This window comes from Pseudomonas capeferrum (genome assembly GCF_013523055.1).
Lineage (GTDB): Bacteria > Pseudomonadota > Gammaproteobacteria > Pseudomonadales > Pseudomonadaceae > Aquipseudomonas > Aquipseudomonas capeferrum_A.
On record NZ_JAAMQM010000028.1, the window covers coordinates 1 to 22367 of the forward strand.

The window sequence follows — 22367 nt, forward strand, 5'->3', positions numbered from 1 at the left end:
TTTTCGTTCAACTTCAACCACTTGACGCGCTGCGATCTCTCGTCAGCGGGAGGCGAATCATACAGCGTTGAAAACCGCTGTCAACCACCTTTTTCACCGCTGTCGATCTGTCGATCGAAGCCCTTCCTGCATCGCCTGAAACGCTTAACTCATTGATCTTCAAGGAGTTTCTCGTTCCAACTACGCTGGAAGTGGTGCGCATTATAAGGACCTGGAAGAAGACGTCAAGCCTTTATGCCAAAAAATTTCTAGATTGGCTGCTTTTTACCGAACCGAGGCATTCTGCGCCATATTGCAGGTAGACGGATCAACAGAAGCACTATACCGATCAAGGCATATGAAGCCCATTCAAGCATGTCTGCTCTTACCACCCACAGGAAGTGCAGCAACCCCAGCCCCAGGATCAGGTAGATCAGCTTGTGCAGCTTTCTCCATCGCTTGCCAAGTTTGCGCTGACTTGCGTGATTGGATGTCGCCGCCAGAAGCAACAGACCCAGCAAGCCAAGCGCCCCAACGATGATATAAGGGCGCTTGCGTAGCTCGACCCCTAACTGCGCCCAATCCAGCCCAAGCACGAACACCATATACGCAGTCATGTGCATGACTATATAAGCAAAGCTCCACAACCCGAGCTGCCGCCGCGCCACGACCCAGCCCGACCATCCAGTGACGCGCTGCAGAGGCGTCATACCCAATGTGATCAACAGAAAGATCAATCCGCCCAGCCCCAGCCGATCCACGAGGATCTTACCTGGATCAGGCCCCAGCGAGCCTGCGCCCGCCTCGTACAACCACCAGGCAGGAAACAGGCAGCCCAGTACGAATATGCCAAACCGGAACCACCGATAGCGCATCAGTAGTTCTTCCTCAGGTCCAGACCGGTGTAAAGCGATGCAACCTCATCGGCATAGCCATTGAACATCAGCGTATCGCGGACATTGGGGCTGAACAGACCGCTGGGGAGTCGACGTTCCCGAGCCTGGGTCCATCGCGGATGATCGACACTCGGGTTGACGTTGGCATAGAACCCGTATTCGTCAGGAGCGAGGCCTTGCCAGGTAGTTCCCGGCTGCTCGGCAACCAGACTAATCCGCACGATGGACTTGATGCTCTTGAATCCATACTTCCAGGGAACGACCAAACGCAGGGGCGCGCCGTTTTGGTTCGCCAGCTCACGCCCATACATGCCGACAGCCAGGATCGCCAGCGGATTCATCGCCTCATCAAGACGCAACCCTTCGGCGTAGGGCCAGTCGATCAAGGCGAACCCGGACCTCTGCCCAGGCATGCTCTTGGGATCCTGCAAGGTCTCGAAGCGCACGTAGCGCGCATTGGAGCCTGGCTCGACCTGCTTGAGCAGGGCCGACAAGGGAAAGCCCAGCCATGGAATCACCATCGACCAGGCCTCGACGCAACGCAGGCGATAGATACGTTCCTCCATCCGGGCGGGCTTGATGAAGTCTTCAAGGGCATACCTGCCCGGCTTGCCCACCTCACCGTCGACCACCACCGACCACGGCTCGGTCTTCAGGCTGCCGGCGTTGGCCGCCGGATCGCCTTTGTCAGGACCGAACTCGTAGAAGTTGTTGTAGTGCGTGGCATCCTTGAACGGCGTGATGCTTTCGCCTTTGACATTGACCGCCTGCCAGTTTGTGTCCTTGAGCTTTTCCACGAACCAACCCGGAGTATTGCCCGACTCGACGTCGGCATACCGGGACGGCTCGGCGGAGCCGATCCTGGGCAGTGCGCTCACGGCGACGCCTGCCAGGGACGCACCCAGCAAGGATCGCCTGGAAAGATAGAGATGTTCGGGGGTGATCTCCGATGCCTTGCAATCGGAAGATCTGGGCAGCTTGATAAGCATATCGACTCCACAGTACTGGCTGGGTGAGATACCAGTAGACTGTGGAGCCGCAAGGTTATTCCAGCATTAAATCATGTCAGCGCTTGTGCCTGCGGATGCGCAACAGGTATTGGACAGGCCCAGATATGGCGTAACCGAGGAAGATCAACAGCAGGATTCGCGGCGGATCGCTGAATACCACGGCGAAGACCAGAACCACGGCCAGGATCGCCACGAACGGCACGCGCCCGCGCAGGTCCAGCTCCTTGAAACTGTTGTACTTGATATTGCTGACCATCAGCATGCCTGCCGCGGCGATCAGCAAGGCGACCAGGAATGAAAGCTTGGAGCCCTGGATCCCGAAGTCGCTGAATGCCCACACAGTACCCGCCACGACGCCGGCTGCCGCTGGACTTGCCAGCCCGATGAAGTAGCGCTTGTCGGCGGTACCGACCTGGGTATTGAAGCGTGCCAGACGCAGTGCAGCCCCGGCCACATAGATGAAGGCGACCATCCAGCCGACCTTGCCCATGTCGCCCAGAGCCCAGCCAAAGGCCAACAGCGCCGGTGCCACGCCAAAGGCTACCATGTCGGACAACGAGTCGTACTCGGCGCCGAACGCGCTCTGGGTATTGGTCATGCGTGCCACACGCCCGTCCAGGCCATCGAGGACCATGGCGACGAAGATTGCGATGGCGGCAAAAGCGAAATACTTGCTCGCCTCGCGAGGGTCACCGGCGCTCATCGCGCTCTGGGCGCTGATGGAGCTGATGATCGAATAAAAGCCGGCAAACAGATTGGCTGTGGTGAACAGGTTGGGCAGCAGATAGATGCCGCGATGCCGAACCTTGCGCCCTTCGGCGTCATGCCCTTCTTCAACATGCTCATCGACAGGTAGCAGGCTTTCGGCGTCGGAGGGCTTGTTCGGCTCTTCGGGACGTTCGCTCATGGACATTACCTTGCAACTGGGTGGAAAGTGTTCGACACAGGCTCCCGCGCGGGGTTCGCCCGGTCGACCGCTGTTGGCTTTATACCAGATGCGGACCGGCAGAACGAAAAAACGCGGCCTTGGCCGCGTTTTTCCGTATCAGCTCAAGACTCAGTTCTTGGTCTTGTCGACGATCTTGTTCGCCGAGATCCAAGGCATCATCGAGCGCAGTTCCTCGCCGATGATTTCGATGCCGTGGTTGGCATTGTTGCGACGCTTGGCGGTCATCGACGGATAGTTGGTAGCACCTTCGCTGATGAACATCTTCGCGTACTCACCGTCCTGAATGCGCTTCAGAGCATTGCGCATGGCCTGACGGGATTCGGCGTTGATGATCTCCGGGCCGGTTACGTACTCGCCGTACTCGGCGTTGTTGGAGATCGAGTAGTTCATGTTGGCGATACCGCCTTCGTACATGAGGTCGACGATCAGCTTCAGCTCGTGCAGGCACTCGAAGTAAGCCATTTCAGGCGCGTAGCCAGCTTCTACCAGAGTCTCGAAACCAGCCTTGACCAGCTCTACGGTACCGCCGCACAGAACGGCCTGCTCACCGAACAGGTCGGTTTCGGTCTCGTCCTTGAAGGTGGTTTCGATGATGCCGGTACGGCCACCGCCAACGCCCGCGGCGTAGGACAGAGCAACGTTCTTGGCATTGCCGGACGCGTCCTGGTAGATCGCGATCAGGTCAGGAATACCACCGCCCTTGACGAACTCGGAACGTACGGTGTGACCCGGGGCCTTCGGCGCGATCATGATCACGTCGAGGTCACCACGTGGCACGACCTGGTTGTAGTGAATCGAGAAACCGTGGGAGAAGGCCAGGGTAGCGCCCTTCTTCAGGTTCGGCTCGACTTCGTCGCGGTACAGGGCGCCTTGGAACTCGTCAGGGGTCAGGATCATGACCAGATCGGCAGCGGCAACGGCGGAAGCAACGTCAGTCACTTTCAGGCCGTGGGCCTCGGCCTTGGCGACAGTCGACGAACCTTTGCGCAGGCCGATAGTGACGTCCACACCGGAGTCCTTCAGGTTGCACGCCTGGGCGTGACCCTGCGAACCGTAGCCGATGATGGCGACTTTCTTGCCCTGGATGATGGAAAGGTCGCAGTCTTTGTCGTAATAAACTTTCATGAAATACCCCTGTTATAACTCGGCCCCTACGGGACCATCACTGAGTCTTGCTGTTATCAGATGCTGAGCACTTTGTCGCCACGGGCAATGCCGGTAACGCCGCTGCGCACGGTTTCCAGGATCGACGCGGTACCGATGGCCTGGATGAAATTATCGAGCTTGTCGCTGGTACCGGTCAGCTGCACCGTGTACACGCTGGCAGTCACGTCGACGACCTGGCCACGGAAGATGTCCGTGGTCCGTTTGATCTCCGCACGTTGCGCGCCGGTGGCCTTCACCTTGACCAGCATTAGCTCGCGCTCGATGTGAGCGCTCTCCGACAGATCGACCAGCTTGACCACTTCGACCAGCTTGTTCAGGTTCTTGGTGATCTGTTCGATCACTTCATCGTGGCCAACGGTCGTCAGGGTCAGACGCGACAAGGTCGGGTCTTCGGTCGGAGCGACGGTCAGGCTCTCGATGTTGTAGTTACGCTGGGAAAACAGGCCGACCACGCGGGACAGGGCACCGGGTTCGTTTTCCAGCAGCAGGGAAATGATATGCCGCATATCAGGTACGCTCCGTCTTGCTCAGCCACATGTCACGCATCGCGCCGTCCCGAATCTGCATCGGGTAGACGTGCTCGGTCCGATCGACCTGGATGTCGATGAATACCAGGCGGTCCTTCATCGCGAAAGCCTCTTCGAGCTTGGGCTTGAGGTCCTTCAGGCTGGTGATGCGGATACCTACATGGCCATAGGCTTCGACCAGCTTGACGAAGTCCGGCAGCGATTCCATGTACGAGTGCGAATGGCGGCTGTTATAGGACATGTCCTGCCACTGGCGAACCATGCCCAGCACGCCGTTGTTCAGGTTGACGATCTTCACCGGCAAGCCGTACTGCAGGCAGGTGGACAGTTCCTGAATGTTCATCTGGATGCTGCCCTCGCCCGTGACACAGGCGACGTCATCGTCAGGGAAGCTGAGCTTGACGCCCATGGCCGCCGGGAAACCGAAGCCCATGGTGCCCAGGCCACCGGAGTTGATCCAGCGGTTGGGTTTGTTGAAGCGGTAATACTGCGCCGCGAACATCTGGTGCTGGCCCACGTCGGAGCTCACGAAGGCATCGCCCTTGGTCACTTCGCACAGGGTCTCGACCACGGTCTGTGGCTTGATCACGCTGCCATCGCCCTTGTCATAAGGGAACAGGCCGCGATCGCCTCGCCACTCTTCGATCTGCTTCCACCAGGTATCGAGGGCCGCCTGTTCAGGCTTCTCGCCGATTTCCCGAAGGATGGTAAGCATCTCGCTAAGTACGCTATCGACCGGCCCGACGATAGGCACATCGGCCTTGATCATCTTGGAGATGGATGCGGGATCGATATCGATGTGGATGATCTTGGCATTCGGGCAGAACTTGGCCGGGCCGTTGATCACGCGATCATCGAAACGCGCGCCGACTGCCAGGATCACGTCGGCGTGATGCATGGCCATGTTGGCGGTGAAGCTGCCGTGCATGCCGAGCATACCGAGGAACTGGCGGTCCATCCCCGGATAGCCGCCCAGGCCCATCAAGGTATTGGTGACCGGAACGTTCAAGGATTGGGCGATTGCGGTCAGGACTTCGGAGCCACCACCGAGAATCACGCCACCGCCGGAATAGATGATCGGGCGCTTGGCGGCCAGGATCATTTCGGCAGCCTTGCGGATCTGTCCCGAATGACCTCGAACGGCCGGGCTGTAGGAACGCAGCTTGACCTTCTTCGGATAGACGTACTCGAATTTCTCGGCCGGGTTGGTCATGTCCTTGGGGATATCGACCACGACAGGCCCAGGACGCCCCGATTGCGCCAGGTAGAAAGCTTTTTTCAGGACTTCGGGAATCTCCGAGGCATGCTTGATCATGAAGCTGTGCTTCACGATCGGCCGGGAGATACCGATCATGTCGGTTTCCTGGAAGGCATCGGTGCCGACCATGGTGCTAGGCACCTGACCCGACAGGATGACCATCGGAATGGAGTCCATGTAGGCGGTGGCGATACCGGTGATGGCATTGGTCGCGCCCGGACCGGAAGTCACCAGCACGACACCGGCCTTGCCGGTGGCGCGAGCGTAGCCGTCCGCCATATGGGTTGCCGCCTGCTCATGGCGAACCAGGATGTGATTGACTTCCGGTTCCTTGAACAGCGCGTCGTAAACATGAAGGAGAGCACCACCAGGGTACCCGTAGATGTGCTTGACGCCTTCGTCGCGCAAAAAGCGGACAAGCATCTCGCCGCCAGATAAAAGCTCCACGTTGTTCACCTCTAAAACGCCAGAATACCGCCCATCCGGACGGGTCTTAATAGGTTTACTGCCAAGCAGAGCATGAGCGAACGTCAGCACTGACTGAGCAAGTATTGGGAGCGCCCCAGAGTGTTGCGGGGATTTCCCACCCAGCGCGAGGTAACGCGTTGCGGGGTGTAACAAGTCGGCGCGGGTGTGCGCCTCATGATCTGCTTAGCGGGTCTGCTTCTGGCAGTCCCCCTACAGCGGAAGTTGGATTCTTCTGATTCGGCGCCCGCAAGTCAAGAAAAATTATTGCCAATTTTTCCTCAGGATGAATCCTCGCCACCACTAAAAACAGCATGAGCAGCAGAAAAATGAAGATTCCAATAAAAAAGGGCCACAATCTGCGGCCCTTGATGAAAAATTGGGAGAAATCAGGCTGATGCAGCGATCAATCGATCGAATGCTGCCAGCAGTCTTCTGAGCTCTCGACTCTCGTGCGGACGGTCGGAGAAGGTCGTTTCAGCCATGACCAGGATGCCGGAGGCACTGGGAAGCGCCAGGCCATGCTCCAGAATATGCGTCATGCGCGGCAGGAAGATCCACTGCAGCCACAGCTCGAAGCTCATCGAATCGACCGCGAACGGCACCGTGCTGGCAAGGGCCGAGGCACTGGGAGCCGCCTCGCTCCACCAGCCCTGTACCTTGAGTTCGCGCTCGATCAGCAACAGGTGATCGGCGATATCGAGAATGCGCTGTTCCATCACGAGCTGACCTTGGCTTTCTGCCGCGCCAGCGCCGCACCAGCGCTGTCGCCTTGCTTCTCACGCGCCTGGGCGATGATGTTCCACAGTTCCGCCTGCAGGTTCGGACGGCCGTTGGCATAGGTCAGGGCACGGCGGGCGAGCTGTTCGGACTGCGCGGCATCGCCTTGGGCCAGGCGCACCTGGGCCAGGCGGAACAACACCTGCGGTTCGCGCGGAGCGATGCGTTGGGCGCGTTCCAGGCTCGACGAGGCCCCATTGAAATCGCCAGTCCCCTGCTGTTGCTGGGCCGTCGTCAACAAGGCAAGAACCGGCCCGTCGAGCTGTTCGTCGGCAGACAGCGAGCTTGGAGCAGGCGTACTGCGGGGAATACCGGTCGGCGCGCTGGTGGCGCTGGGTGCACTGGTGCTGCTGGGCGCACTGTTCATCGCGGCGATGTCGAACGGCTCATCGCTGACCGGCCCCGGCGTGATCGGTCCGGTGCTGATCGGAGCCGCCGCGCTCGAAGCCGGGAAGGTCTGGATCGGCGAACCGCCAGCGCCTTGCGGGATCATCACGGTCACGCCAGAGTCCTGCGGTATCGTCTGCGCCTGGCTGGTCCCAGCGGTGCTGGCCGGAACGGTCGCGGTGCGATTGGCCGAGACACGCTCGCTATTGGAAACCCGGCTCCCCGAATCCACGACCGGAATGGAGCCACGCGGGACATTGGCGCAACCGTGAAGCACGGCCATCGCCGTCAAGGCAGGAAACCACCACTTGTTCACTTCGTATCCTCTTTTGCACTCGTGCTCAATTCATCCAGCCCTTGACCCAATCCATGACCGAATCATCCGGTTTGGACTCGCTGCCACAGGCAGCCCCGGCAACCGGTTCGCTGCCTTGAATATACGGCATCTGCACGGCCCCAGGACAGCTCGCATCCGAGCCCTGGCCGCTGTAGGGATCGATCCAGGCCTGCACCACGTTGTCCGGCTTGGGCATGTCCAGCGGCAGCGGATCGGCCTTGCGCATGAAACTGGTCCATACCTGCAGCGCGCCCGTCGCACCGGTGAACGGCGTCTTGCCGTTGTCGTCCCGCCCCAGCCAGACCACTGCCAGCAGATCCTGGCTGAAGCCGGAAAACCAGCTATCGCGTGAATCGTTGCTGGTACCGGTCTTGCCCGCCAAGGTCAGGTTACCGGGCAGGACATTGTAGACCGAACGCCCGGTACCCTCGCGCATCACCCGCTGCATGGCGTTCTGCACCAGGTAGATCGCGCCGGGATCGAAGGTCTGCTGGATCTGGAACGGGTAGCGCTTGAGCGGCTCGCCTTCGGCGGTCAGCACGCTGCGAATACCGCGCATGGGCGTATTGAAGCCACCGTTGGCGATGGTCTGGTACATGGTCGCGACCTGCATCGGCGACATGCCACCAGCACCCAGCAGCATCGACGGGAAAGCCGGCCAGTCGACGTTCACACCCAATCGTCCAATGGTCTTGATCACGCTGGGCACGCCGACTTCCAGGCCGATCTTGGCGGTCGACAGGTTGTAGGAGTTGGCCAGCCCCTGATACAGGTAGATGGTCCCATGCGGGCGCCGATCGTAATTCTGTGGGCGCCAGACCTGGCCATCGGCCCCTTTCACCGAAAACGGCTCGTCCTGGACCCAACTGGTCAGGGTGTATTTGCTCGGTTTTTCCAAGGCCGTGAGATAGATGGCCGGCTTGACCAACGAGCCGATCGGTCGCACAGCGTCGATAGCCCGGTTGAAGCCCGCGAAGCCGGCCTGGCGGCTGCCGATCAGCGCCTGGACTTCACCGGTTTCCGGGTTGGTCACCACCATTGCCGATTCGACTTCCGCCGCCCCCTTGCGCCCGGCGAGACGCTTAAAGGTCTCGGCCATGGCGGTCTCGGCCTTCATCTGCAGGATCGGGTCGAAGCTGGTGAAGATCCGCAATCCTTCTTCGGTCAAGTCCTCGTCGCGGTAGTCCTGACGCAGTTGACGCTTTACCAGGTCGAGAAACGCGGGGAAGGAACTGTCGGCCAGACTACCGCGCTTGGTCACGCCCAGCGGCATCTTCTTCGCCGCCTCGACCACATCCTTGCTTGCCACGCCCTGCTCGGCCAACAGGTCGAGCACCAGGTTACGGCGGTTGAGGGCACGCTCCGGGTAGCGCCGGGGGTTGTAGTAGGACGGCCCTTTGACCATCCCCACCAACAAAGCGATCTGGTGCAGCTTGAGCTCCGCCAACGGCTGACTGAAGAAGAACTGGCTGGCCAGGCCGAAACCATGCACCGCACGCTGACCATCCTGACCCACGAAGACTTCGTTCAGGTACGCTTCGAGGATCTCGCGCTTGTCGTAATGCAGTTCGAGCAGCACGGCCATCATGGCTTCGGTGAGCTTGCGGCTCAGACTGCGTTCGCTGGTGAGGTAGAAGTTCTTTACCAACTGCTGGGTCAGGGTACTGCCGCCCTGGCGCATCGAACCGGCCGAGGTGTTGACCCAGACCGCGCGCGCGATGGACTTGGGCGAAACGCCAAAATGGCTGTAGAAGTCGCGATCCTCCACTGCCACCAGGGTCTCCAGCAGGTATGGCGGCGCCTGGTCGATATTGATCAGGATGCGGTCTTCCAGGTTCTTGGGATAGATGCCGCCAACCAGCAACGGCTCCAGCCGCACCACGTCGAGCTTGCCCCCACTGGCGCCGCTGAGAGCGGCCACGTAGTCGCCGGAGAAACGCACGCGCACAGGCTGCGCCTTCTCCGCCCCTTCGTAGAACTGGAAACCACGGGTGTTCAGATCGACGGTATTGCCGTTGACCGATGCCGCGCCAGGGCCGCTGACAGCGCTCTCGCGACGATAACCAAGCGCATCGAGTTCGGTAAGGAAATCGTTCTTGCTCAGCTTCTGGCCGACGAACAGCTCCAACGGACGGGCATATACCTTCGCCGGAATGGTCCAGCGCTTGCCGGAGAACTTCTCCTGGACGACCGCGTCGAGGTAGATGGCGAAGCCGGCGACCACCACGAGGCCGACCAGGCTGAGCTTGAGCGCCCAGCCCAGCCAGGCGCGAGAGCGACCGGGCGGACGTTTCTTGGTCTTGCGGGGATTTGAGGTACGAGTCATGGCGGCGGATTATACGCACTTTATAAAGCGGGGGCAGACGCCCTCCGGCGGTTTGCAGGGACGGCACCATTGACCATAATGGCGGCTTCGAATTCCCTGACCCTGAAGGATCGCCCGTGAGCCAAGCCTTGATCACCGCGCTGCAGAATCCCGCTGTTTATCCGCACCCCGTCAACGGCTTCCAGCTGATCGAGACGCATATTTCCTGGGTCCTGCTCACTGGCGAGTACGCCTACAAGATCAAGAAACCGATGAACTTCGGCTTTCTCGACTTCACCGAGCTGAGCCAGCGAGAACATTTCTGCAACGAAGAGCTACGCCTCAACCAGCGCTTGACCGACGGTCTCTACCTGCAAGTGCTGCCGATCACCGGTAGCCCGGATGCCCCTTGCCTCGGTGGAGCGGGCGAAGCGATCGAATATGCCCTGCAAATGCGCCAGTTCCCCCAGGACCAGATGCTCAGCACCTTGCAGGCCAACGGTGAGCTGACCGCAGGCCATATCGACCAGATGGCTCGACAGATTGCCGAGTTCCACCTTGAGGCCCCCAAGGTCGCTTTCGATCATCCCCTGGGTACCCCGGAAAGTGTCATGGCGCCAGTGGAGCAGAACTTCGAGCAAATCCGCCCGTTCCTCAGCGACAGCGCCGACCTGCAGCAGCTGGACAACCTGCAAGCGTGGGCACGCAGCAGCTTCGAACGCCTGCACGGCCTGTTCGAAGCGCGCAAGGCACAAGGCTTCATTCGCGAATGCCATGGCGATATTCATCTGGGCAACGCGACCCTGATCGACGGTCAAGTAGTGATTTTCGACTGCATCGAGTTCAACGAGCCGTTCCGCCTGACCGATGTCTACGCCGACACGGCCTTCCTGGCCATGGACCTGGAAGATCGCGGCCTGAAGTGCCTGTCCCGGCGTTTCATCAGCCAGTACCTGGAACTGACTGGCGACTATGAAGGCCTGCAACTGCTCAACTTCTACAAGGCCTACCGTGCCCTGGTCCGCGCCAAGGTCGCGTTGTTCAGCCTGCCCACCGATGCCGATGGCGTTCAGCGCGCCACCACCCTGCGTACTTATCGCAACTACGCCAACCTGGCGGAAAGCTACAGTGCGATTCCCTCGCGCCTGCTGGCAATCACCCATGGCGTTTCGGCAACCGGCAAGAGCCACGTCGCCATGCGCCTGGTCGAGGCCATCGGCGCGATCCGTTTGCGCTCGGATGTCGAACGCAAGCGTCTGCATGGTGAGCAGCAGGCCGAGAATGTCGGCCAGTTGCAAGCCGGCATCTACGATGCCAAGACAAGCGCAGCGACCTATGCCCGTCTTCACGAGTTGGCGGAAGTCATCCTGCGGGCCGGTTTCCCGGTCGTGGTCGATGCCACCTACCTGCAACGCGAGCAGCGCCAGGCCGCGGCGCAAGTAGCCCGCGAGACTGGCGTTCCGTTCCTCATCCTCGACTGCAACGCCCCTGACGCCGTGATCGCCAGCTGGCTGGCGCAGCGGCAGGCGGACAACAACGATCCCTCCGACGCAACCTTGGAAGTGGTGAAGGCACAGCAAGCGAACCGCGAGCCTCTGGATGATCAGGAGCTCAGGGACAGCAAACGGGTCGAAACCAACGAAGGCAGCAGCATGGACCAACTGATCGAGCAGATCCGTCAGCGCCTGCCGGGGCTCTGAGCATACCGGGGCTGCACTGCAGCCCCGACTGCCTCATCGGCCAGCCCGCCACGCCCCCGAACAAAGCCGCACAATCCCCAACCCCCGCTACACTACTCCCTGACCTGTCCGCGATTTACACTCAAGGCCCGTTCGACCATCGCATGGAGGCTTGATGAACGATGAGTTGCAGCACCTGAAGAACCTGGGCAAGACCTCGGCGCAATGGCTGCATGCCGTCGGTATCCACAGTGCGTCGGATCTGCGTCGACTTGGAGCTGTAGGTGCATATCAAGCTGTACGTTCTCGGGGTTTCCGGGCATCGAAGGTATTGCTGTACGCCATCGAAGGCGCTTTGCTCGACATGCATTGGAATGACCTGCCGCAAGACCGCAAGCAAGCGCTCAATCAACAGTTGGCCGCAAGAAGCCAATCATCGGCGAGCGAAAAATAAACACAGAAAAGCATTGACGACGAAATGAGAATCGTTATGATTATCACAGCTGGTCGCGAGACTGGTTGGATAACTTGAAAGCCTCTGGTTAGGGCTTTCAGATTATCTCCTCATCAGGCTAATCACGGTTTTTGACCCGGCTTTTTGCCGGGTCTTTTTTTGGATTGGAAAAGGATGGTCCGGACCTCATCACGCCTGGAGGCCATCATGCAATCGCCTGATCCTGTGGCAATCTAGCGAGCAATGATCAAAGGGTGCCCACGCTCCGGATGAGGTTGCACCAGCACCTCGATGCCGAAGACCGCCCTCAATGCGTCAGGCTGGAGCACCCGCTGAGGTGTATCCAAGGCATGACAGCGCCCTCCGTCCAGCAACAGGATGCGATCACAATAACGAGCCGCCAGGTTCAGATCATGCAGAATCACCAGTACCGCCGCGCCTCGGTCGGCAACACTGCGCACTGCCTGCAAGGTCGTGTGCTGGTGCAAGGGATCGAGCATGGAAGTCGGCTCGTCGAGCAACAGCGTGCTGCCCTGCTCGCCTGGCCAGAGTTGCGCGAGTACGCGCGCCAGGTGCACACGCTGACGCTCGCCACCCGACAAGGCGAGATAGCTGCGATCGACCAGGTGCCAGGCATCCGCAGCGCGCAAGGCTGCCTCGACGATTTCCTGGTCGCGCCTTTGCCCACTGGCATGCGGGAGTCGACCCAACCCGACCACTTCCGAGACACCGAAGGCAAACCCGAGGGTCGACACTTGGGGCAATACGGCCATGCGCCGCGCACGCTCCTGTCCTGACCACGTCGACAAGGCTCGTCCCAGCAAGCGGACCTCGCCCTGGGTAGGGGGAAGTTCGCCACAGAGCGCCGCCATCAGGCTGCTCTTGCCAGCACCATTGGGTCCCAACACCCCCAGCACCTGCGCAGGAAGCAGGTGCAGATCGATAGCGTGCAGGACCGCCTTGCCATCCCTGTACAAGTGGAGACCGCGAGCTTCGAGCATCAGTTACGCCCTCGCACCAGCAGGATCAGGAAGAACGGTGCACCGATGAACGCCGTGACGATACCGATCGGCAACTCGGCGGGCGCCAGTGCCAGGCGAGCGACGAGGTCGGCGCACAGGAGCAGCGCACCGCCGGCCAGCAAGGAGGCGGGAAGCAGGACTCGGTGATCGGGGCCTGCCAATAGCCGCACCAGATGCGGTACCACCAGCCCGATGAAGCCGATCAAGCCCGCTGCCGCGACCGCGGCACCCACACCCAAGGCTGTGCAGAACACCAGCTCGCGCTTGAGCGGTTCTACCTCCACTCCCAAGTGCCGAGCCTCTGACTCGCCCAGCAGCAAGGCATTGAGTGCCTGCGCCCGGCGTGGCAGCCACAAGGCCACCGCCGTCGCTACCAGCAACAAGGGCCACAAGCGATCGTAGGAGGCGCCATTGAGGCTGCCCAGGTTCCAGAAGGTCAGGGTGCGTAACGTGGCATCGTCGGCCAGGTAGGTGAACAGACCGACCGCCGACCCGGCCAGCGCAGTCAGGGCGATGCCGGCCAGAAGCATGGTCGACACGCTGGTCCGGCCATTCCTGCGTCCAAGCCGATAAACCAGCGCGGTAACGCCCAGGCCGCCGATGAATGCGCATAGCGACAACAGGTAGGGCGCGATCCAGTCAGGAATACCGCCGAGCCAGCTACCGCCGACGATAGCCACCGCGGCCCCTAGCGCCGCACCGCTGGCGACCCCCACCAACCCTGGGTCGGCCAGGGGATTGCGAAACAGCCCTTGCATCGCTACCCCGGACAGGGCCAGTACGGCGCCCACCGCCAACCCCAACAACGTACGAGGCAGCCGAATCTGCCCAAGGATCAACTCGGCCTGTTCCAGTCCCTCACCGGCAATCGGCAACCCTGCCAGCCGCAAGCCCGCGCGCAGGGTATCGGACAAGGGCAGGCTGACCGGCCCCAGGGACAAGGACAGCCAGGTGGCCAGCAGGCAAAGCAACGCCAGGCAGACCAACAGCGGGCGCGCCTCGACGCGTCGTCTCATGGTGCCGGGCTACCCTTGGTCGCTGGATAGAACGCGCCCGCCAGCTCACGTGCGGCGGCGGGCAGACGTGGTCCAAGCCCACCCACCAGTAGGGTCGGGTCGAGGGGGACCAGACGTTTGTCGCGTACTGCGCGCGATGCTGCCAATGCAGGGTTTTCCTTCAGCAGCGCCTGCAAGGCTTGCTCACCGTCGAGGCTGCGATCGGAAAACACCAGGACATCCGGATCCAGCGCGGCGAGCGCCTCGACTGAAAAATTCTTGTAGCCTTGATGCTCTGCCAGGTTGCGCCCGCCTGCCTGGCGTACCAACCAGTCGCCAAGGGTGCCATGCCCGGCGATCAACGGCTTCGCACCAGCGTGCCCTACCAATAGCAGGACACCTGGCGCTTCTTGACTGCCCCGAGCCTGTTCGAGCCGAGCCCCCAGCGCCTCGAATTGCTGGTGATAGTCGGCTGTCAGCTCGCTGGCTTTTTCTTCGGTCCCCAACAGATCGCCCAGACGCTCGAGGTTGGCATCGACGGCGTCGAGTTCGGCCTTGCTGGAAAACAGCTCGACCCGCACTCCGGCATTGCGGATCTGCGCGAGCACGGGTGGAGGGCCCATTTCCTCGGTCCCGACCAGCAGGTCCGGACGCAGGCTGAGCACACCTTCCGCCGATAGCATGCGTTGGTAGCCTACGCTCGGTAACGCCCGAAGAGACCGTGGGTGCTGACTGGTAGTGTCGACACCGACCAGCCGAGACTCGCCACCCAGCACGCTGACCCATTCACTCAGCGCTCCCCCTGCGCTGACCCAGCGTTGCGCGAGTTCGGCGGCAGAAGACTGGCCGGCGAGGAGAAGGCCGGCGCACAGGGCGATCAGGGCAGCAGGACGACGCATCGTTGGATTCCTTTGCAGAAAGCGAGGCCGCAGCCTTGTGGCATACGGAAGGACTGCGCACTATAGGCATGCAGGCGTATCAATCATGAGCAATTTGATAATTATTCGCGTTTATACGTCAACCGCCCTTCATGTTGCGCGAGTCTACCCACCATGCAGTTCCTTTGTCCTTCCGGTGACCTCGGCGAAGGCCGCAGCCGTGCCTTTACCCATGCCGCAGAACAGCTTTTCGGTATCCGTCGCCAGGGCCGGGTCTACCTCTACCGCAATCGTTGCCCGCACCGTGGCATTCGGTTGAACTGGGATGGCAGCAACGACGCCTTTCTCGACGACAGCGCCAGTCTGATCCATTGCGCTCATCACGGCGCGCTGTTCGTCGTCGAATCGGGTGAATGCGTGGCAGGCCCCTGTGAGGGCGAACACCTTGACGCCCTGGAGTGCCTGGAAGACAGCCAGGGCATCTGGCTCATTGATCGAGCAGCACCGGCAAAGGCCGATCGATGACGATCCCCTTGCTATCCAGATGCGTACCATAGGCCAGCACTTCGACCCCGTCCGCCACGGCAGCCCGTAGCGCCTGGGCATACGCCGCGTCGATCTCGTGCGCCGGACGTACCGCCTCGACGCCGGTGAGATTCACGCAGTAGAGCTGCACCGCCCGGACACCCTGGCGCGCCAGGGCTGCCAATTCACGCAGGTGCTTGGCACCGCGCTGGGTGACCGCGTCAGGAAAGGCCGCCACCGCGGTGTCCGGGTAGCCCAGGGTCACGCTCTTGACCTCGACGTAGGCGGGCCCTTCGGGAAACTCCAGGCGAAAATCCACACGGCTGCCTTCTTCACCATAGGCCACCTCGCGTCGTAGCGCGGTGAAGCCGGCCAGCTCCGTGATCCGTCCCGCGCGCAGCGCCTCTTCCACCAACGCATTGGCGCGGCCGGTATTGATGCAGGCCAGCCGACCCTGCGGCGTTTCGCTGATCTCCCACGTGCCCGGCAACTTGCGCTTGGGGTCGTTGGAGCGACTGAACCAGACCTGTCCGCCTTCACGCATGCAATTGAGCATCGACCCGGTGTTCGGGCAGTGGATGGTCAGCAACTCGCCGGTCGCCAGCTCGATATCGGCGAGAAAGCGTTTGTAGCGACGCAGTAGACGGCCCTGTTCAAGCAGAGGAAAGAACACCATCAGCCTTGCCAACTCTGCAGGCCACGAGCAATGCGTTGCACAGCCTCTTCCAGGCGCGGCAGGCTCTGGGTATAGGCAAAACGCACATGATGCCCCGCCAGATGACGGCCGAAGTCCAGTCCTGGCGTGAAGGCCACATGTTCGGTCTCGAGGAAGTGCTGACAGAACGCGAATGCGTCACCGCCAAAACCGCTGATGTCGGCGTACAGGTAGAAAGCCCCCTCGGGCTCTACCGCAATGTTGAAGCCCAAGGCGCGCAGGGCAGGTAGCAAGTAGTCACGACGGCGGGCGAATTCGTGGCGCCGCTCCTCGAAAATAGCCAGCGTCTCCGGCTGAAAACACGCCAAGGCCGCATGCTGGGCCATGCTCGGTGCGCTGATATAGAGGTTCTGCGCCAGCTTTTCCAGGTCTGCCACGGCACCGGGTGGTGCCACCAGCCAACCGAGCCGCCAGCCGGTCATGCCGAAATACTTGGAAAAACTGTTCAGGACGAAGGCCTCGTCGTCCACTTCCAGAACGCTGGGTGCATCCATGCCGTAAGTCAACCCGTGGTAGATCTCGTCCACCACCAGGTGGCCGCCGCGGCCACGGGTTGCCTGGGCCAGACGGGTCAACGCCTCGCGGTCCAGTACCGTGCCCGTGGGGTTGGCCGGTGACGCTACCAGTGCGCCGACCGTATCCTGGTTCCAATGGCGCTCGACCAGTTCGGCGCTCAACTGGTAGTTGACTTCAGGGCCCACTGGCACCAGTTGTGCCCCACCTTCCACCAGTCGCAGGAAGTGCCTGTTGCAAGGGTATCCGGGGTCGGCCAGCAACCAGTGCTTGCCCGCATCGACCAACAGGCTGCAAGCGAGCAGCAAGGCACCCGAGCCACCGGGCGTGACGAGGATGCGCCCGGGATCCACCTCGAGACCGTATCGCTGGCCGTAGAAACCCGCGATGGCTTCGCGCAATGCTGGCAGGCCGCGTGCTGCGGTGTAGCGGGTATGACCTGCCGCCAGGGCAGCCTGGCCGGCCTGCACGATAGGCGCGGCGGTGGTGAAATCGGGCTCGCCGATTTCCAGGTGGATCACGTCATGCCCGACCGCCTGCAGCTCATTGGCTCGCGCGAGCAGCGCCATGACGTGGAAGGGTTCGATGGCGCGACTGCGCGCACTGTAGGGCTGAGCCATGGAGCGTCTCTCGTTTGGACTAGACTGGTGATTCTACCCATGCACGCGAACGAACGTCCGCCAAAACCGGCGGTCAATAGCTGGATACGGGCGGGGTGGCGAACCCCGATGCTATCTGGTAAGTTCGGCGGCTCGCAGTCGCAGGGCCGGCGGGCGCCGGAGATGGAGCAGCCTGCGAAATGGATCAGATGAGTGAGAGGCGGTCTATTCATGTCCACCCAAGAAAAGCAGAAAACAGGTCAAAATACGTTCGGTATCGCCCCTTACACGGAAACCAAGGGCGAAGAATACATGGGTGCTCCTATGCGCGCTCACTTCACCAAGATCCTTAGCAACTGGAAACAAGAGTTGATGATCGGCGTGGACAAGACTGTAGATCACATGAAGGACGAAGCGGCCAACTTCCCGGACCCGGCCGACCGTGCCAGCCAGGAAGAAGAGTTCGCTCTCGAACTGCGCAACCGTGATCGCGAGCGCAAGCTGATCAAGAAGATCGACAAGACCCTGCAACTGATTCAGGACGAAGAGTACGGTTGGTGCGACGCCTGTGGCGTGGAAATCGGCCTGCGCCGACTCGAAGCCCGGCCTACCGCGGACTTGTGCTTCGACTGCAAGGAGCTGGCGGAGAAAAAGGAAAAGCAGGTCGGTAAAGGCTGATCCCGATCGCAATCGAACGGGGCGCTCTGAGCGCCCCGTTTCATTTATATCCCTAGCGCCTGCTGCCCATGAACGACTCCAGCTACATCGGGCGTTTCGCCCCTACCCCAAGCGGCTACCTGCATTTCGGCTCTCTGGTCGCGGCGCTTGCCTCCTGGCTCGATGCCCGAGCGGTTGGAGGACGATGGTTGCTGCGCATGGAAGATATCGATCCGCCCCGCGAAGCACCGGGCGCGCGCGATGCCATCCTGCAGACCCTGGAACGCTATGGCCTGGAATGGGATGGCGAGGTGGTCTACCAGAGCCAGCGCCATGACGCTTACGCCGAGGTCGTCGAACGCCTGTTTCGCCAAGGCCTGGCTTACGCCTGCACCTGCTCGCGCAAACAGCTCGAAGGCTACGCCGGCATCTACCCCGGTTTCTGCCGCGATGCCGGTCATGCCCGCGAAGGCGCGGCGATTCGCCTGCGCGTACCGGAGCTTACCTACGCCTTCGTCGATCGGGTGCAGGGCCGTTTCGAACAGCATCTGGGCCGCGAGGTAGGCGATTTCGTCATCCAGCGTCGCGACGGCCTTTATGCCTATCAACTGGCAGTCGTGCTGGACGATGCCTGGCAGGGGGTGACGGACATCGTCCGTGGCGCCGACCTGCTGGACAACACACCGCGCCAGTTGTACTTGCAGGAGTTGCTAGGCCTGCATCAGCCTCGCTATCTGCATGTACCCTTGATCGTGCAACCGGACGGACACAAACTGGGCAAGTCCTATCGTTCCGCGCCGCTGCCGTGCGAGCAAGCCACGCCCCTGTTACTGCGAGCCCTGCGTGCGCTCGGCCAGGCCACCGACCCGGCACTCGAGGGCGCACGGCCCGCGCAAGTGCTTGAGGCGGCCAGGGAGCGCTGGTGCAGCCAGGCTATCCCGAACCGCAGGACCGTGCCTGAAGCGCAGCTATCATGAGCACCAGCAGTACATGATAAAGCTCAATGGATTCAAATCCTTGGCGAAACTCGTGCTACCCCTTGCAGTCACCGGCGCTTGCGTTACCATCGCCGCAGCCATAGGCGCCAATAACACATCCAGGCGCGCAGTGTCCTGAACCCACGAGGCCGGCATGTATATCTATCGTTTGGTACTGCTACTGGTCGTGGGAATCTACCTGTTCTCCCCGGCCATCATGGACTGGTGGATCGAACCGACCGGCGCCTGGTATCGCCCTTATCTGCTCTGGCTGATCCTTATCGTCGTCACTTTCATTCTCCAGAGCCAACGAGATGCCGATGAGCTTTAGCCTGACGCAGATGATCTTGATCAGCGCCGCCTACCTGCTGGTGCTGTTCGGCGTCGCATGGATCAGCGAACGTGGTGTGATCCCGCGTTCTGTCATCCGCCACCCACTGACCTACACCTTGTCTCTGGGTGTCTATGCCAGCGCCTGGGCGTTCTATGGGTCCGTGGGCCTGGCTTACCAGTACGGGTACGGTTTCCTGGCCTGCTACCTGGGCGTTTCCGGCGCGTTTCTGCTGGCGCCAGTGCTGCTGTATCCGATTCTCAAGATCACCCGCACCTACCAGCTTTCCTCGCTGGCCGACCTGCTGGCCTTCCGCTTTCGCAGCACCTGGGTCGGCGCACTGACGACTCTGTTCATGCTGATTGGCGTATTGCCGCTGCTGGCGTTGCAGATCCAGGCGGTGGCGGACTCCATCAGCATCCTGACGGGCGAGCCGGTCAAGGCCAGGGTCGCCCTGGCTTTTTGTGCCTTGATCACGCTGTTCACCATTTTCTTCGGCTCGCGGCATATCGCGACGCGAGAGAAACACGAGGGTTTGGTCTTCGCCATCGCCTTCGAGTCGGTGATCAAGCTGATCGCCCTGAGCGCGGTCGGTCTCTATGCCCTGTATGGGGTATTCGGAGGACCGCACCAACTGGAGGTATGGCTGCTGCAGAACCAGACTGCCCTGGCGGCGCTGCACACCCCGCTCCAGGAAGGCCCGTGGCGTACGCTGCTGCTGGTGTTTTTCGCTTCGGCCATCGTCATGCCGCACATGTACCACATGGCGTTCACCGAGAACCTCAACCCGCGCGCGCTGGTCAGCGCCAGCTGGGGCCTGCCGCTGTTCCTGCTGCTGATGAGTCTGGCCGTGCCGTTGATCCTGTGGGCCGGCCTGCGCATGGGCGCGAGCACCAACCCCGAATACTTCACGCTGGGTCTGGGCATCGCCACCGGCAACGAGGCGCTGGCCTTGCTGGCCTACATCGGTGGGCTATCGGCCGCCAGCGGGCTGATCATCGTCACGACCCTGGCTCTGGCGGGCATGGCTCTCAACCATCTGGTGCTGCCGCTCTACCAGCCTCCGGCCGAGGGCAACATCTACCGCTGGCTGAAGTGGACCCGCCGCGCGCTGATCGTCGCCATCATCGCGGCGGGCTTCATCTTCTACCTGACCCAGAACACCCACCAGAGCCTGGCCAACCTGGGCATCGTCGCCTTTGTCGCGACCCTGCAGTTTCTTCCAGGCGTGCTCTCGGTGCTGTACTGGCCGACCGCCAACCGCCGCGGCTTCATGGCGGGCCTGATCGCCGGTTTCGTGGTCTGGATGGTGACCATGCTGTTGCCGCTGATCGGTAACGTGCAAGGGTTCTACATCCCCCTCCTGGACATGATCTACGTCCTCGACGATACCAGCTGGCACATGGCGGCCATCGCCTCGCTGGCGGCCAACGTCCTGCTGTTCACCCTGATCTCGTTGTTCACCAACGCCAGCAGCGAGGAAGTCAGCGCCGCGGAAGCCTGCGCCGTGGACAATGTGCGCCGACCGCAACGGCGCGAGCTGTATGCCGCATCGCCACAGGAGTTCGCCACGCAGTTGGCCAAGCCATTGGGCGCCAAGGCGGCGCAGAAGGAGGTCGAGCAGGCGCTGCGTGATCTCTACCTGCCCTTCGACGAGCGTCGTCCGTACGCCCTGCGGCGCCTGCGCGATCGCATCGAAGCCAACCTGTCCGGCTTGATGGGCCCCAGCGTCGCCCAGGACATGGTCGAGACCTTCCTGCCGTACAAGTCGGCCAACGAGAACTACGTCACCGAGGACATCCACTTCATCGAAAGCCGGCTCGAGGACTACCACTCACGCCTGACCGGCCTTGCCGCCGAACTCGATGCTCTGCGCCGCTATCATCGACAGACCCTTCAGGAGCTGCCGATGGGCGTGTGTTCCCTGGCCAAGGACCAGGAGATCCTCATGTGGAACAAGGCCATGGAGGAGCTCACCGGGATTGCCGCCAAGCACGTGGTCGGCTCGCGCCTGGTCACCATCGCCGAACCATGGCGCGGTTTGCTGCTGGAGTTCATCAACGTGCCCGACGAGCATCTGCACAAGCAGCGCCTGGCGCTGGACGGGCAGCCACGCTGGCTCAACCTGCACAAGTCGGCCATTGCCGAGCCACTGGCGCCTGGCAACAGCGGCCTGGTGGTACTGGTCGAGGACCTTACCGAAACCCAGGCCCTGGAAGACAAGCTGGTGCACTCCGAGCGCCTGGCCAGCATCGGTCGCCTGGCCGCGGGCGTCGCGCACGAGATCGGCAACCCGATCACCGGCATCGCCTGCCTGGCGCAGAACCTGCGCGAAGAGCGTGAAGGCGATGGAGAAATCATCGAGCTTTCCAGCCAGATCCTCGAGCAGACCAAGCGGGTATCGCGCATCGTGCAGTCGCTGATGAGCTTCGCCCATGCCGGTGGCAGCCACCAGAACAGCGAAGAGCCGGTATGCCTCGCCGAGGTGGCGCAGGACGCCATCGGTCTGCTGGCCTTGAACCGGCGCAATTTCGAAGTGCAGTTCTTCAATCTCTGCGATCCGGAGCATTGGGTCGAGGGCGATCCGCAGCGCCTGGCACAAGTGCTGATCAACCTGCTCTCCAATGCGCGCGATGCCTCTCCAGCGGGCAGCGCCGTACGGGTTCGCACCGAGCCGAGCGAGCATACCGTCGACCTGATCGTGGAAGACGAAGGCAGCGGCATTCCGAAGAACATCATGGATCGGCTGTTCGAACCTTTCTTCACCACCAAGGACCCTGGCGAGGGAACCGGCCTGGGACTTGCTCTGGTCTATTCCATCGTGGAAGAGCATTATGGGCAAATCACCATCGACAGCCCGGCCGATCTACAGCGCCAACGAGGCACCCGAATCCGCGTGACCCTGCCCAGGCATGTCGTAGCGACGTCCCCTGAATATCGAGACCGTCGAGAGAACTGAATC

The 22367-nt window shown here is 61.5% G+C and carries 21 protein-coding genes; 7 read left to right on the plus strand and 14 right to left on the minus strand.

Translation table 11 applies throughout. The features are described 5' to 3' along the window. Positions 1 to 248: 248 nt before the first annotated feature. From msrQ to mrcB, 9 genes are all read right to left on the minus strand, one after another. Positions 249 to 854, minus strand: a complete 606-nt coding sequence (gene msrQ / locus G7009_RS24575; protein ID WP_181132632.1) for a protein-methionine-sulfoxide reductase heme-binding subunit MsrQ — start codon at positions 852 to 854, stop codon at positions 249 to 251. After that, on the minus strand, positions 854 to 1864 hold the full coding sequence (msrP, locus tag G7009_RS24580; RefSeq protein WP_181132633.1) for a protein-methionine-sulfoxide reductase catalytic subunit MsrP: 1011 nt from the start codon (positions 1862 to 1864) through the stop codon (positions 854 to 856). The genes msrQ and msrP overlap by 1 nt, the downstream gene beginning before the upstream one ends. A gap of 76 nt (positions 1865 to 1940) precedes the next feature. Then, positions 1941 to 2792, minus strand: a complete 852-nt coding sequence (pssA, locus tag G7009_RS24585; RefSeq protein WP_181132634.1) for a CDP-diacylglycerol--serine O-phosphatidyltransferase — start codon at positions 2790 to 2792, stop codon at positions 1941 to 1943. A 150-nt stretch (positions 2793 to 2942) separates the two neighbouring features. Beyond that, entirely contained in the window at positions 2943 to 3959 is a 1017-nt protein-coding gene (gene ilvC / locus G7009_RS24590) for a ketol-acid reductoisomerase (protein ID WP_181132635.1), read from the minus strand. 56 nt (positions 3960 to 4015) lie between these two features. Further along, entirely contained in the window at positions 4016 to 4507 is a 492-nt protein-coding gene (gene ilvN, locus G7009_RS24595) for an acetolactate synthase small subunit (RefSeq protein ID WP_181132640.1), read from the minus strand. Position 4508: 1 nt separating this feature from the next. Next, complete coding sequence (locus G7009_RS24600) at positions 4509 to 6233, minus strand: acetolactate synthase 3 large subunit (RefSeq protein ID WP_181132642.1); 1725 nt, start codon at positions 6231 to 6233, stop codon at positions 4509 to 4511. A gap of 407 nt (positions 6234 to 6640) precedes the next feature. Next, positions 6641 to 6973: a YqcC family protein gene (locus tag G7009_RS24605; protein ID WP_181132644.1), complete on the minus strand. Its 333-nt coding sequence runs from the start codon at positions 6971 to 6973 to the stop codon at positions 6641 to 6643. After that, on the minus strand, positions 6970 to 7734 hold the full coding sequence (locus G7009_RS24610; protein ID WP_181132646.1) for a tetratricopeptide repeat protein: 765 nt from the start codon (positions 7732 to 7734) through the stop codon (positions 6970 to 6972). The genes G7009_RS24605 and G7009_RS24610 overlap by 4 nt, the downstream gene beginning before the upstream one ends. Positions 7735 to 7759: 25 nt before the next feature. Continuing rightward, entirely contained in the window at positions 7760 to 10081 is a 2322-nt protein-coding gene (gene mrcB / locus G7009_RS24615) for a penicillin-binding protein 1B (protein ID WP_181132648.1), read from the minus strand. Positions 10082 to 10197: 116 nt separating this feature from the next. On the opposite strand from mrcB, the gene G7009_RS24620 reads away from it, so the two are divergent. Together G7009_RS24620 and G7009_RS24625 are read left to right on the plus strand one after the other, a co-directional pair. After that, positions 10198 to 11760 (plus strand): bifunctional aminoglycoside phosphotransferase/ATP-binding protein, encoded by a 1563-nt coding sequence (locus G7009_RS24620; RefSeq protein WP_181132649.1) that lies wholly within the window; start codon positions 10198 to 10200, stop codon positions 11758 to 11760. A 154-nt stretch (positions 11761 to 11914) separates the two neighbouring features. Beyond that, positions 11915 to 12193: a TfoX/Sxy family protein gene (locus G7009_RS24625; RefSeq protein WP_181132651.1), complete on the plus strand. Its 279-nt coding sequence runs from the start codon at positions 11915 to 11917 to the stop codon at positions 12191 to 12193. A 233-nt stretch (positions 12194 to 12426) separates the two neighbouring features. On the opposite strand, the gene G7009_RS24630 is transcribed toward G7009_RS24625, so the two are convergent. Genes G7009_RS24630 through G7009_RS24640 form a run of 3 tightly spaced genes read right to left on the minus strand, consistent with a single transcriptional unit; the run spans position 12427 to position 15109 of the window. Further along, complete coding sequence (locus G7009_RS24630; RefSeq protein ID WP_181132653.1) at positions 12427 to 13194, minus strand: heme ABC transporter ATP-binding protein; 768 nt, start codon at positions 13192 to 13194, stop codon at positions 12427 to 12429. Further along, entirely contained in the window at positions 13194 to 14177 is a 984-nt protein-coding gene (locus G7009_RS24635; RefSeq protein WP_181132725.1) for a FecCD family ABC transporter permease, read from the minus strand. Before G7009_RS24635 ends, G7009_RS24630 begins: the two co-directional genes overlap by 1 nt. A 50-nt stretch (positions 14178 to 14227) precedes the next feature. Beyond that, entirely contained in the window at positions 14228 to 15109 is an 882-nt protein-coding gene (locus tag G7009_RS24640; protein ID WP_181132655.1) for a heme/hemin ABC transporter substrate-binding protein, read from the minus strand. 153 nt (positions 15110 to 15262) lie between these two features. Between G7009_RS24640 and G7009_RS24645 the strand changes: the two genes are divergently transcribed. Next, a complete protein-coding gene (locus G7009_RS24645; protein WP_181132657.1) occupies positions 15263 to 15613 on the plus strand; it encodes a Rieske (2Fe-2S) protein in 351 nt (116 codons plus the stop codon). Here the strand turns inward: G7009_RS24645 and sfsA are convergent. After that, the gene (gene sfsA, locus G7009_RS24650) at positions 15576 to 16289 is read right to left on the minus strand and encodes a DNA/RNA nuclease SfsA (protein ID WP_181132659.1); all 714 of its coding nucleotides are present in this window, start codon (positions 16287 to 16289) and stop codon (positions 15576 to 15578) included. The two genes, G7009_RS24645 and sfsA, sit on opposite strands and share 38 nt — an antisense overlap. After that, positions 16289 to 17461, minus strand: a complete 1173-nt coding sequence (locus G7009_RS24655) for a pyridoxal phosphate-dependent aminotransferase (protein ID WP_181132661.1) — start codon at positions 17459 to 17461, stop codon at positions 16289 to 16291. The genes sfsA and G7009_RS24655 overlap by 1 nt, the downstream gene beginning before the upstream one ends. Before the next feature lie 210 nt (positions 17462 to 17671). Between G7009_RS24655 and dksA the strand changes: the two genes are divergently transcribed. The 4 genes from dksA to G7009_RS24675 all read left to right on the plus strand — a co-directional run bounded on the left by dksA (position 17672) and on the right by G7009_RS24675 (position 22364). Continuing rightward, the gene (gene dksA / locus G7009_RS24660) at positions 17672 to 18118 is read left to right on the plus strand and encodes an RNA polymerase-binding protein DksA (RefSeq protein WP_181132663.1); all 447 of its coding nucleotides are present in this window, start codon (positions 17672 to 17674) and stop codon (positions 18116 to 18118) included. 68 nt (positions 18119 to 18186) lie between these two features. Continuing rightward, on the plus strand, positions 18187 to 19074 hold the full coding sequence (gene gluQRS, locus G7009_RS24665) for a tRNA glutamyl-Q(34) synthetase GluQRS (protein ID WP_181132664.1): 888 nt from the start codon (positions 18187 to 18189) through the stop codon (positions 19072 to 19074). Between the two features lie 154 nt (positions 19075 to 19228). Beyond that, the gene (locus G7009_RS24670; protein WP_003250005.1) at positions 19229 to 19405 is read left to right on the plus strand and encodes a hypothetical protein; all 177 of its coding nucleotides are present in this window, start codon (positions 19229 to 19231) and stop codon (positions 19403 to 19405) included. Next, positions 19389 to 22364: a sensor histidine kinase gene (locus tag G7009_RS24675; protein WP_181132666.1), complete on the plus strand. Its 2976-nt coding sequence runs from the start codon at positions 19389 to 19391 to the stop codon at positions 22362 to 22364. The genes G7009_RS24670 and G7009_RS24675 overlap by 17 nt, the downstream gene beginning before the upstream one ends. Positions 22365 to 22367 lie beyond the last annotated feature (3 nt).

What these genes read in the sequence shown, in the direction of transcription:
- msrQ (WP_181132632.1), bottom strand. Translation starts at nt 854, where the DNA reads ATGCGCTATCGGTGGTTCCGGTTTGGCATATTCGTACTGGGCTGCCTG.
- msrP (WP_181132633.1), bottom strand. Translation starts at nt 1,864, where the DNA reads ATGCTTATCAAGCTGCCCAGATCTTCCGATTGCAAGGCATCGGAGATC.
- pssA (WP_181132634.1), bottom strand. Translation starts at nt 2,792, where the DNA reads ATGAGCGAACGTCCCGAAGAGCCGAACAAGCCCTCCGACGCCGAAAGC.
- ilvC (WP_181132635.1), bottom strand. Translation starts at nt 3,959, where the DNA reads ATGAAAGTTTATTACGACAAAGACTGCGACCTTTCCATCATCCAGGGC.
- ilvN (WP_181132640.1), bottom strand. Translation starts at nt 4,507, where the DNA reads ATGCGGCATATCATTTCCCTGCTGCTGGAAAACGAACCCGGTGCCCTG.
- mrcB (WP_181132648.1), bottom strand. Translation starts at nt 10,081, where the DNA reads ATGACTCGTACCTCAAATCCCCGCAAGACCAAGAAACGTCCGCCCGGT.
- G7009_RS24625 (WP_181132651.1), top strand. Translation starts at nt 11,915, where the DNA reads ATGAACGATGAGTTGCAGCACCTGAAGAACCTGGGCAAGACCTCGGCG.
- G7009_RS24630 (WP_181132653.1), bottom strand. Translation starts at nt 13,194, where the DNA reads ATGCTCGAAGCTCGCGGTCTCCACTTGTACAGGGATGGCAAGGCGGTC.
- G7009_RS24640 (WP_181132655.1), bottom strand. Translation starts at nt 15,109, where the DNA reads ATGCGTCGTCCTGCTGCCCTGATCGCCCTGTGCGCCGGCCTTCTCCTC.
- G7009_RS24645 (WP_181132657.1), top strand. Translation starts at nt 15,263, where the DNA reads ATGCAGTTCCTTTGTCCTTCCGGTGACCTCGGCGAAGGCCGCAGCCGT.
- sfsA (WP_181132659.1), bottom strand. Translation starts at nt 16,289, where the DNA reads ATGGTGTTCTTTCCTCTGCTTGAACAGGGCCGTCTACTGCGTCGCTAC.
- G7009_RS24655 (WP_181132661.1), bottom strand. Translation starts at nt 17,461, where the DNA reads ATGGCTCAGCCCTACAGTGCGCGCAGTCGCGCCATCGAACCCTTCCAC.
- dksA (WP_181132663.1), top strand. Translation starts at nt 17,672, where the DNA reads ATGTCCACCCAAGAAAAGCAGAAAACAGGTCAAAATACGTTCGGTATC.
- gluQRS (WP_181132664.1), top strand. Translation starts at nt 18,187, where the DNA reads ATGAACGACTCCAGCTACATCGGGCGTTTCGCCCCTACCCCAAGCGGC.
- G7009_RS24670 (WP_003250005.1), top strand. Translation starts at nt 19,229, where the DNA reads ATGTATATCTATCGTTTGGTACTGCTACTGGTCGTGGGAATCTACCTG.
- G7009_RS24675 (WP_181132666.1), top strand. Translation starts at nt 19,389, where the DNA reads ATGCCGATGAGCTTTAGCCTGACGCAGATGATCTTGATCAGCGCCGCC.